This is a genomic window from Paraburkholderia nemoris, from assembly GCF_905221015.1.
GTDB classification, from domain to species: domain Bacteria; phylum Pseudomonadota; class Gammaproteobacteria; order Burkholderiales; family Burkholderiaceae; genus Paraburkholderia; species Paraburkholderia nemoris.
The window spans coordinates 1-10,576 of record NZ_CAJNBO010000068.1 but is presented as its reverse complement, the minus strand read 5'-3'; the positions used below and the strand labels follow the sequence as shown (position 1 = coordinate 10,576).

The window sequence follows — 10,576 nt, the reverse complement described above, 5'->3', positions numbered from 1 at the left end:
TGACTTTCGCATCTTGCCGTGGAGTAGCTCGCCCTTAGCGGTGCAACCCGGTTTCCGATGTCACGGGAAAGCGATCGCATGTATTTCAGTAATTGTTGCCAGCGTCCGGGCGTTAGGGCTACGCTGAAGAAGCCGCCGTTTCGCCGACGGTTTGCTGCTGAACTGCGGAATGCGAGATCAGCGACGTGACTGGTTCCGTTTCGTGGCCCAGAAGGGCCTTGCAAGCGGGTCTCTCGACCCACTTTGGCCGCTCATGGGCGCACCTGTGCCATCAGCCGCGTGCGGCTCATGTAGAGGTTGGCCAGCGCGAGTGCAGTAAAGGCGCGCGTGGCGTTCTTCGCGAGGCCGCGATAGCGCACCTTGCCGAAGCCCCACAGCCGCTTGACCACCGCAAAGACGTGCTCGACCCGGGCACGTATCCTGGACTTGTTGCGATTTTTCGAGCGTCTGGTTTCATCGACTTCGCCACTGCGATTGCGCACACGCTGGTTGGTAAAGTCCTTCGCTTGCGGTGCCTTGCTGGCGATGAGTTCCTTCTGGCTTGCATAGGCGCTGTCACCGTACACACGCCGCTCGGCGCCATGCAGCAGGGTCGGCAGCGGATGCTTGTCGTGCACGTTCGCCGCCGTCACTACCGCGCTGTGTGCCAGTCCCGTCTGGCTATCCACACCGATGTGCAGCTTCATGCCGAAGTACCACTGCTGCCCCTTCCTCGTCTGATGCATTTCGGGGTCTCGCGCCTTGTCCGCGTTTTTCGTGGAACTGGGCGCACCAATTATGGTGGCATCCACGATGGTGCCGGTGCCTACCTTCAGCCCGCGCCCTTGCAGTATCTCGCCCACCTTGGCAAACAACTGTTCGCCGAGCTTGTTGCGCTCCAGCAGCCGGCGGAACTTCAACAGCGTCGTGCCATCGGGAACACGCTCGCGCCCCAGATCGATCCCAACGAATCGCCGCAAGGCGGTACTGTCCAGCAGCGCTTCCTCGCACGCTTCATCGGCCAGGTTGAACCAGTGCTGCACAAAGTACATGCGCAGCATGCGCTCCAGACCCACTGGCGGGCGACCACCTTGCCCCGTCGGATAGTGTGGCTCGACAACCTCGCACAACTGCGTCCACGGCACGATCCGCTCCATCGTCTCGAGGAACACATCGCGTTTCGTTGGCCGACGGTACTGTTCAAATCCGGCGCCTTGATCGGCAGCCATTGCAAGGGTCTGTTGTTTCATGCGCATCTAACGATTGAAGGCTCAGTGGCGTTGACCTTTTTCAGCGTAGCCTTAGGGCCGGAAGGCCGTTCTGGACGCGACTTGCCACTGTCATTCGTTCGCTCACCCGCCGTCCCTTAGGCGGAATCGCGAGCGGCCCCACTCGAAGGAGTCCTCTGCATGCCCAGTCGTATTGCCGACGTTCCCGAAGCCTTCGCAGAACACTTCCTCTCATCCTCTCTCACGGGCCTGCTCGATGAGTTCGTTGAGAGCGTAAATCTTGCCCACCGGATGCACTATGAACAGTTCACCCGGCTTATCGCGATGGCCGAAGCCTTGAACGCCGGCGCGATGTGTGCGGACGAATCTGCCGCGCTGTTTGGGCGGCTCAGTGAAACCTCGATCCACTTCGAACTGAACACCCAGATCAATGCGGAAGCATTCCGCAGCCTCCACAACCAGCTGCTGCGCAGGCTGCTCGGCGCGACCCCGCACGACACCGACCACGGCGGATTCTTTCACGCCTGCCGCCTCGGCCCATCCACCACGACCCGGCACTGACCGCTGTTGCCGTTCGCCGTCACCGTGCCCTCGTCCCGACTGCACTGCGGGCTTCTGATCGTCTACACAGGACCGGATCATGTCCCAACGCCCTCCGCAAGACCACAGGCCCACCCCGCGCACTTCCCGGCTCGAAGAAACCGTCGCCGACACGCTGCGCATAGGTCAGCACTACGCCGATCTGTTTGCGAAGCTGGTCAAGCTCGCCGCCACCATTCAATACATGGAGGCGTCGAACCTTGACAGCACGCCCCTCGTGACGCAACTGCGCAGCGTCGCGGAAGAGGCCCGGGCGAATCTTGAACTCGAACTGGACCAGCTCCGGCAACGCTGCAACGGGTGGACTTCCGAGTCAGAGACACTATCCGCAGCAGAAGGCGGGATAGAGCCTTGCGCCTTCGCGCTATCCACAACGCCCCGGCACTGATCGCCTTCGTCGATTTGCAATCGGCAGAGTCGATCAGTATTCCTATATGTATGTTCTGGTACACCACGGTTCTTTCGTGACTGTTCAACGGTTTAGATGATCTCTGGAGATGGGCAATGCAACATCGGAATTCGTCCACGCTTGACAGGCTGCTTGACAGTTTTACGCACGAAATTTTGCAGGCCTGCCAGCGTCACTACGCGCAGCGTTCGAAGATTTTCGCGCTGGCCGAAGCCATCGAGCGCGGTATGGAATCGCCCTCCGAGCGCGACGCGCTGTTCGCGCTGCTGATGGAGGCTGTGATCCGCTTCGAGCTGAATGCGCAGGTTGATGTGGAAGCGTTCCGGCGCGTGCACAACCGCGTGATGCGCAGCCTGCTCGACGGCCACCACGGCGGTGAACATCGGGTGGATGCGTTTAACACGAGCGCACGCGCCTTGCCGGTACGGAAGCCAGCATAACTTTCCATTGGTTTTAGTCGCAACCAACCTGCCGCCGCAATCGGATAAATCCGATTTTCAAAAAACGTTGTTGCACGACAACGTTCAACGCTATTTGACTCGTTTGTTACCGAGACCTTTCGATACCCTGCAGGCTATTTATGATAGCCCGTTGTGTTCGCAACGAAAAAGAACATTTGACAAAAATGCGCGTGATGGCCATCGCTGATGGGCTGCATGTCGCTACGTACCGATTCGAGGGAAGGAGGAGTGTGTCTTTATTTGCTTGGGCCATTTTGCCGGCCAAGGTCACTGCAGCCCATTTTCAATCTGCGTCACATTCTTGCCATCGTTGTGTCAGGCCGCAGATGCTGAGCCTGACGGCTTTGCCGTACGCGCCAACGTATGTGCACGGACCTGTCGCGCATCCATTCTCTGACGGCGCTTCCGGTCGGAAGGCACGGTTCATATGAACTTCACGCAGCTTTTGGAGCAGAGGGCGCGTGAAGACGCCGACCAGCTCGGGTACCGGTATCTTCCAAACGACCGTGAGGAGTTCTGCCTGACCTACGGGCAGCTCGCGGCCGGCGCGCACGATCTGGCCGCCGTCATCAGGCGGCACATCCCGCCTGGGCAACGCGTGGTGCTGCTGTACCCGGCAGGACTTCAATTCATTCAGGCTTTTTTTGCGTGCCTCTTGGCGAACGTGGTGGCAGTTCCGCTGCCCATGCCGAAGTCCAATGATGTTGCCCATCGGCTGGACCACGTTATCAAGGATTGCGAGCCTGCGGCGATCTTCACCGAGACTGCCTTTCTTGAGCAGGTCGGCGCGATGCTGCCTGACGCATACCGCGCCGTCGTTGCGACTACCGACGGCAATTTCGACTGCGCGAAGATCGTTCGATCGCAAGTCGTCGCCGAACCCGACGTTGCTGTTCTGCAATACACCTCCGGCAGTACATCCAAGCCGAAAGGCGTGATGCTGCGCAACGCCAATTTGTTTGCGAACCTGCGTCAGATCGAGTTGGCTTTCGGGCATACGCGCGAGAGCACCGGCGTCATCTGGTTGCCTCACTATCACGACATGGGCCTCGTAGGCGGGATATTGCAACCGCTGTTTGCGGGCTTTCCGGTGACGCTGCTGTCTCCCATCTCATTCGTCCAACGTCCGCTGCGGTGGCTGCAGGCCATTCACAAGTATCGGGCGACTACTAGCGGAGGCCCGAACTTCGCCTACGACCTGTGTGTCGCGAAGGCCGGCACCCTCGAGCCGCACATCGATCTTAGCTGCTGGGAGCTTGCCTTCAATGGAGCGGAGCCTGTGAAGGCGAGCACGCTGGACGCCTTTAGCGCCACATTCTCCCACGCAGGGTTTCGACGCTCAGCATTTGTCCCTTGCTATGGCTTGGCAGAGGCGACGTTGATTGTTGCTGCTGTGCCGAAAGCCGAGGCCCCTCTGATTGTTGAGTCTTCCGACTCGCGCATCACGGCGCGGGGCGTCAGTGCGCCGACCAGGGGGCAGTTGGTTTCCTGCGGGCAGCCGGCAGAAGGCGGACACGTTCAAATTCTGCGCGTTGACTCCGAAGAGCAGTGCCGGGAAGGTGAGGTCGGAGAGGTGCTTGTCCATAGTCCGAGTGTGGCGAGTGGATATTGGGGGAAGAATGACCGGTCGTTCCGACCCGGCTCGCCGGCCGGGGTTCGCACGGGGGATCTTGGCTTCAAGTTGGGCGGAGAGCTATTCATCACCGGTCGCTTGAGCGACCTGATCGTTATCCGCGGCAAGAACTTCTTTCCCGAGGACATCGAAGCAACCGCGCAGATCGCAGAGCCGCTCCTCGCACAGGAGGGCGTCGCCGCCTTCAGCGTGGAAGGCCATGCGACCGAAGAATTAGTGCTTGTGCAGGAGGTGAGCTCACGCACGCTTCGCGCCGTGGATCTCATCGCCATGCGGGACGAAGTATCACGCCTCGTGATGCAGCGTCACGGCATCGGCGTGAGCGCCTTCGTCCCCGTCAAAGCCGGGAGCCTAGTTCGCACCAGCAGCGGAAAAATCAGCCGCTTCGCATGCAAGCAGCTCTATGTGACGCAAAAGCTTCTACAGCTGCCCATGTAGGCGGCGCTCCATTTACCAAAACTGAAAGGCATCGTGCAAAAAATCCTGCTTATAAATCCTGCCCTCGCGCGTGCACAGCAGCGCGTCGCATTCTTGACGATGGCTGTGCCGGCGATCGGTGCGGTCGGCGCTGTCTACTGGGCGCTGACGTTCGGCGTGAGCGCCGCATCTATGGTGGTTTTTGTAGTGCTGTACCTGTTGACGACGGCAGGGCTCACAGTGGGCTTTCACCGGCTGTTCACGCACAAGGCATTCAAACCCACTCCTGCCACCAAGGCAGTGCTCGCTGTGCTGGGTATGATGGCTGCACAGGGGCCGGTGCTGTTTTGGGTGGCCAGTCATCGTCGGCACCATGCGTTCAGCGATACGAAGGACGACTGCCACTCTCCGTGCATGCACGGCACGAGCGTGGCAGGCCGGATCAAGGGTCTCTGGCATGCGCACTTCGGATGGATGCTCAAGGGCGAAATCACCAACGTCCCGATGTTTGCCAAAGACCTCCTTCAAGATCATATCGTGACGACGCTGAACCGCTACTACACCCTTTGGGTGCTCTTGGGTCTGGCGATCCCTGCGGCGATCGGAGCGATCGCGCCTGGCGGATGGGCAGGCGTGATTGAAGGGCTGCTGTGGGGCGGGCTGTTCCGGATTTTCTTCGTGCATCAGATCACGTGGGGTCTGAACTCGCTTAACCATGTATTCGGATATCGCCGCTATTCGAGCGATGACAACAGCCGAAACATCGGTTGGCTCGCACTCGTCACCATGGGCGAGGGCTGGCATAACAACCATCACGCCTATCCCAGCTCCGCGAAGTTCGGGCACAAGTGGTGGGAACTCGATCTCGGCTTCGGCGTGATCCGCGCACTGCGCAAGTTCGGTTTGTGCACCGACGTGCAGTACCCCAACGCCGAGGCTCTGGCCCGCAAAGAAGTCGCCACTTCATCCAATCTAACCCAAGGAAAACCATGAACGACCAAGAAATGCCGGCAGTCCAGTCCGGCCTGCACGCCACGCAAGCTCAAATCGAAGAATGGCTCGTCTCCTACATCGCCGACTTGCGCGGCATGAAGAAGGAAAAGATATCCCGCACGACGATTCTGAGCAAATACGGCCTGGACTCCGCGTCCGCCGTCACGCTGAGCGGCGACCTTATGGACTGGCTGAAATACGACATCGATCCCACGCTGCTCTACGAGCATCCTACGATCGAGCTGGCGGCCGCGCACATCGTGGTCATGGGAAGGACGGTAGCAAATGACTGAGGCGATTGCCACTGCTCCCCAGGCCGAAGGCGGTGCGTCTGCGCAGGCCATTCAAACGCACTACGACATCAGTAACGATTTCTACGCGCTGTGGCTTGACCCGACGATGGCCTATTCATGCGCGCTTTGGGAAGCGGGCGACACCCTGGAGAAAGCGCAGCTGAGAAAGCTCGATTTTCACTTGGCGCAGGCGCAGGCGACCGACAAAGGCAATCTCCTCGACGTGGGCTGCGGGTGGGGGGCCCTTCTCGACCGAGCCGTGACGAATTACAACGTCAAGAACGCTGTGGGCCTGACTTTGAGCCAGGCGCAGACCGATTGGGTCAAGGCGTCGAAGCGCGACAACGTGTCGGTGCTCTTGGAAAGCTGGAGTGACCATCAACCCTGCTCGCCCTACGATGCCATCGTGTCGATCGGCGCGTTCGAGCACTTCGCGAAGGCGGGGCTGTCAAAAAGCGCAAAGGCCGATGCCTACCGGAGTTTCTTCAAGTGGTGCCACGACAACTCCACGGCCGACTGCAACCTTTCCCTGCAGAGCATCGTCTACGAGAACTACGACGAGGGAAATCCCAATCCCTTCGTTGAAGAGATCTTTCCCGAATCCGAACTGCCACGCGCGTCCGAGATTCTTGCGGCCTGCGACGGTCTCTTTGAAGTCGTCGCGCTGCGTAACGACCGCGCTCACTATGCCAAGACCCTGCAATGCTGGTACGCAGGCCTGCGCAAGAACCGCGAGGCGGCTATTGCGATGATGGGCGAAGTCGTCTACGAGAAGTACGAGAAGTACCTTGGCGTTTTTGTGGTGGGTTTTCACACGGGCACGGTGAATCTCACCCGCATCAAAGCGCGCAAGATCGCAAAGCCGGTTGTGATCCGATAGTGGGCGTGCTTCGAGGTTCCATGACTGGTCAGCCGCGAGCCGGACAAATCCACGTTTTCGTGGTGTGGCAGTCGTCGCGTCTGCGCGCTGGCGCGTTGCTGCCCGGACTCTCGCGGGCGGAACAGAAGATGTCGCGCACCTTCATCAGCGGGCAGGCCAGAGTCGAATTCATCGTCTCCCGGTTTTGTTTGCGGCTGCTGGCCTCCAGGTATCTAGGTGTGAGCCAGCGCGAGATCGAGTTGCGCAAGACCGCGACGGGTCAGCCGCGGCTCGTGAATCCACGTCGCTCGCGCGACCACCGGCTCAACATCAGCCTGTCCCACTGTGCTCGGGGCATTGCGATCGCACTAGCACGCAAGGCCCGTGTTGGCGTAGATCTTGAGACGCATCAGCAGCAGTCGGCGACCATTGCGGCCGTGGCGCGCCTGTTGACCGGAAGGGAACGAACGCTAACGGAGCCGAGCCAAATCTGGGACTGCTGGGCCCGCAAGGAAGCCCTTCTCAAAGGGCTGGGCTTGGGTTTGTCTGGACTGGGCAGCGTTCCACCGCTTGAGCACCAGACTAATGCCGCGAGCACGGGAATAGCCGTATGGACGGTAGCCTCCCTGTCCGTGACGCCGGATTGCTCGCTTGCTTGCGCCGCCGAAGGCATGAGGCGATTCCGGCTTTTTACTTTCAGATCATGCAAAACCATTAATCGGAGCTTCTGAATGCAACTCAAATTATTTCGCATCTTGTTCAGGCTGCTGGACGTCATTTCCTCCAGCTTGGCGGCCCGCCTGGCCGTCGCGGTGTTTTATGCGCCGCGGAAATTTCCAGCCGCCAAATGGGAAACGGCTGGCATCGCGCTGGGCAAGGACGACGTGCTGCACTTTGATGAGGAACGGCTCGCCGCGACAGTGTGGGGCGGTGATGGCCCCACGGTGCTGCTAGTCCACGGCTGGCAGGGGCGCCGGAGCCAGCTTGCCAAGATCGCGATGGACTTGTCCGAAAAGGGCCACCGCGTCGTTACCTTCGACGGGCCGGCGCACGGATCATCAGCCAAGAAACGCACGACGCTCGTGGAGTTCTCCGAGGCCGTGCAGAGCGCAGCCAAGCAATTCGGCCCGCTGCACGCGATTGTCGGCCACTCGTTCGGCGCGGCGGCCGTCGCCATTGCGTTGCGGAAGGGGGTGCGTGCTGAACGTGCCGTCCTGATTTCTTGCCCGTTCTCGCTGCGGCACGTAGTGAGCGGATTCGCTAAGTTTGTGGGCTTGCCGTCCCGGTCGCATGAAAAGATGTATCCCCTGATGGAGCAACTGCACCGTTGCCCCGAAGAACAGCTCTCTTTCGAGACCATCGGGCCGGACTTAGCGACGCCCTGCCTGTTGATTCACGATGCGACTGACCAGTACATTCCCTTGACTGACGGCGAGATGGTATCTCTTACCATCGAAGGTGCCGAACTCGTTTGCACCAAGGGCCTAGGGCACATGCGCATTTTGCAGGATGACGGGGTGGTCGCGCGCGTTTCGCAGTTCGTTTCCGAGCCGGCGACGCAACTGTCCATGTCGGCATGAACACGGCGATCTTTACGCCTGCGGGCGGACTCTATTCGCTCTTAGGCGTCCTGTTGTTTTGTGCAGGGACGATGCTGGGCATTCCCCACGGGCTGACGAAACGCAGCGGTGACACGAAAAGAACCGAACTCTGGCGCGTGGCCCACCTTTCGACCTGCGTGGGAGGTGTTTCGCTTATTGCGCTGTCGGTGGCGCTGGCGCAGCTGTTTGGAGCTGATGCGGCATATACCCTGGTGCCGTTCAGCGTGGCAGCCTATAGCTTTTTTCTCGCCTGCACGCTCAGCGGCTGGCTCAACAAGGCATGGGACGATGATCGAACCCAAGCCAGCGTTGCGCTGATCTATCGCCTGCAGATTCTTGCCTCGGCGCTATCGATCGTAGCAGTCGGTGCCTTTCTGCTAACTTTACTTTTGAAAGTCCTGTCATGACAGCTACCACATTCGATCAAGGGGAAGTGGTTGTCTTGCGTGGCCAGGCTTACCTGCGGCGCTTGGGCTATTTCGTGCTGACAACTTGCCTGGTGGTGACCGGTACGGTGATCGCCGCGCAGCAGTTGTTTCTGTCGCCCTGGGATGCCTTCTACGTCTTGCCGGTCGCATTCATAGGGACGGCGTTGGGTGCCAATACTGGGTACCACATGTACTTCACGCATCGGACGTTTACAACGCACCGATTCTTCAGAGGTTTTCTGGCCCTCTTGGGCACGCTGCTGTGTCAGGACTCGGTAGTGCAATGGGTGGCAAACCACAAGCGGCATCATCGGCACGTCGATATTGTGGATAGAGATCCGCACTCTCCCTGGCAATTCGGCGACAACCGGTTCGCGGTACTGACCATTGGATTGTGGTGGGCATCCATGGGGTGGAAATTTGACCGGGTTCTCACCTCAAAAAAGTTCTACGCTGGCCAGTTGCTCAATGAGCCAATGCTGAGGTGGTTCGACAAGCATTTCGTCGCGATTTCCTACTCAGGCTTCTTGATCCCGTGTGCGCTTGGATGGGCAATAGGCGGTCAGGAGCTAGGCATCAAATGGTTTGCCTATTTCGGTGCTTTCCGGGTGTTCGTGGGCTACTTCTTCACAGAATTTGTGGTTAATGGACTGTGCCACTGCGTGGGCTCTTCCAAGTTCCAGACCAAAGGGCGATCGACCAACTTGGTGTTTATGTCGTCCTTGACGCTCGGTGCCACACTGCATCACAACCACCATGCATTTCCTCGAATTCTTTCCCCTGCGATAGACAAGGAATTTGACCCGATGAAGCTACTCTACTGGGCTCTTCAAAAGCTGGGCGTTATCGCCATGGTGCCTGATCCGGCACCTCACGAAATAGAGGAAAAGCGGATTCACGGCAAGCTTTGAGCAAAAAATTGACGGATCGCGTAGAGGTGTGTGCGCGGCTTCGACGGCGGGACGCTGCTCGCGGCCGAGAAGGGTTTTTACTGGCGTAACGAACTGCAGATACCCATCGGCCAGACCGGCCAGTCGCTGTATGCCGGCATCGATTACGGCCATGTGTTCGGGCCGAACACCGCATTCCTGGCCGGTACGCAACTGGCGGGGGCGGTAATCGGCATACGCGGCAGTGTTCCAGCGAAATATGGCGCGCTGGCGTACGATCTGTTTGCCGGCACGCCGATCTACAAACCCGCCGGATTCGATACGGCACGCGTCACGCTGGGCTTCCAGATGACCGCGCAATTCTGAGGAAACTGAGGAAACCCTGTCATGGCCAATCACCCCTACGCTCGCCGGAGCCTCCCGAGGAACCGCAAGCCGGCCACGGCCGCGTCCAACGATCACGAGCCCGAAACACAATCCCTGAATTCCAGTCCCGATAGTGAACGCCAGGCTGAAATTGAAAGACATGAAACGCCCGGGCCGGGTGAAAGACATGAAACGCCCGAGCCGGAGTGGAAAGCACATCGGCGACATCGCTCCTGAGAACCCGGTCATCCATCGTCACCAGGGGCGGTGTGGTCGATCAGCGCGAGCGCCGCAGTCTGCGCTTCACCGGCATCGGCCCGCCTGATCGCGTCGACGACGCGTCCGTACAGTATCAGCGTGTCCGGCCAGTCCTGCTTGCGCTGTACTGCCTGCCGCCCGGCCACCGCGAGCGCGCCGC

At 59.6% G+C, this 10,576-nt stretch carries 12 protein-coding genes and 1 pseudogene; 12 read left to right on the top strand and 1 reads right to left on the bottom strand.

Annotated elements, in window-relative coordinates; genetic code table 11:
* Positions 1-251 precede the first annotated feature (251 nt).
* The gene (locus KHO33_RS41190) at positions 252-1,229 is read right to left on the bottom strand and encodes an IS5 family transposase (protein ID WP_200568470.1); all 978 of its coding nucleotides are present in this window, start codon (positions 1,227-1,229) and stop codon (positions 252-254) included.
* Positions 1,230-1,388: 159 nt separating this feature from the next.
* Here KHO33_RS41190 and KHO33_RS41185 point away from each other — a divergent pair, with 159 nt between their 5' ends.
* The 12 genes and pseudogenes from KHO33_RS41185 to KHO33_RS41130 all read left to right on the top strand — a co-directional run.
* A complete protein-coding gene (locus KHO33_RS41185; RefSeq protein ID WP_200568469.1) occupies positions 1,389-1,769 on the top strand; it encodes a hypothetical protein in 381 nt (126 codons plus the stop codon).
* A 79-nt stretch (positions 1,770-1,848) separates the two neighbouring features.
* Positions 1,849-2,196 carry a hypothetical protein gene (locus KHO33_RS41180; protein ID WP_200568468.1) on the top strand — a complete coding sequence of 116 codons (348 nt, stop codon included), beginning with the start codon at positions 1,849-1,851 and terminating at the stop codon, positions 2,194-2,196.
* A gap of 116 nt (positions 2,197-2,312) precedes the next feature.
* Entirely contained in the window at positions 2,313-2,657 is a 345-nt protein-coding gene (locus KHO33_RS41175; RefSeq protein ID WP_200568467.1) for a hypothetical protein, read from the top strand.
* A 448-nt stretch (positions 2,658-3,105) separates the two neighbouring features.
* Entirely contained in the window at positions 3,106-4,749 is a 1,644-nt protein-coding gene (locus KHO33_RS41170) for a fatty acyl-AMP ligase (RefSeq protein WP_200568466.1), read from the top strand.
* 33 nt (positions 4,750-4,782) lie between these two features.
* Positions 4,783-5,721, top strand: coding sequence for an acyl-CoA desaturase (locus KHO33_RS41165; protein WP_200568465.1), 939 nt, complete (start codon positions 4,783-4,785; stop codon positions 5,719-5,721).
* Positions 5,718-6,014 (top strand): acyl carrier protein, encoded by a 297-nt coding sequence (locus KHO33_RS41160; protein ID WP_200568464.1) that lies wholly within the window; start codon positions 5,718-5,720, stop codon positions 6,012-6,014. The genes KHO33_RS41165 and KHO33_RS41160 overlap by 4 nt, the downstream gene beginning before the upstream one ends.
* Positions 6,007-6,894, top strand: a complete 888-nt coding sequence (locus KHO33_RS41155; RefSeq protein ID WP_200568463.1) for an SAM-dependent methyltransferase — start codon at positions 6,007-6,009, stop codon at positions 6,892-6,894. The genes KHO33_RS41160 and KHO33_RS41155 overlap by 8 nt, the downstream gene beginning before the upstream one ends.
* Before the next feature lie 20 nt (positions 6,895-6,914).
* Positions 6,915-7,604: a 4'-phosphopantetheinyl transferase family protein gene (locus KHO33_RS41150; protein WP_200568462.1), complete on the top strand. Its 690-nt coding sequence runs from the start codon at positions 6,915-6,917 to the stop codon at positions 7,602-7,604.
* Positions 7,605-8,453 (top strand): alpha/beta fold hydrolase, encoded by an 849-nt coding sequence (locus KHO33_RS41145; protein WP_200568461.1) that lies wholly within the window; start codon positions 7,605-7,607, stop codon positions 8,451-8,453.
* Complete coding sequence (locus tag KHO33_RS41140; RefSeq protein ID WP_200568460.1) at positions 8,450-8,881, top strand: hypothetical protein; 432 nt, start codon at positions 8,450-8,452, stop codon at positions 8,879-8,881. The genes KHO33_RS41145 and KHO33_RS41140 overlap by 4 nt, the downstream gene beginning before the upstream one ends.
* The gene (locus tag KHO33_RS41135; RefSeq protein WP_200568459.1) at positions 8,878-9,813 is read left to right on the top strand and encodes a fatty acid desaturase; all 936 of its coding nucleotides are present in this window, start codon (positions 8,878-8,880) and stop codon (positions 9,811-9,813) included. Before KHO33_RS41140 ends, KHO33_RS41135 begins: the two co-directional genes overlap by 4 nt.
* Positions 9,814-9,843: 30 nt before the next feature.
* Positions 9,844-10,158: pseudogene (locus KHO33_RS41130) on the top strand (ShlB/FhaC/HecB family hemolysin secretion/activation protein); the annotation flags it as partial.
* Between the last annotated feature and the right edge of the window lie 418 nt (positions 10,159-10,576).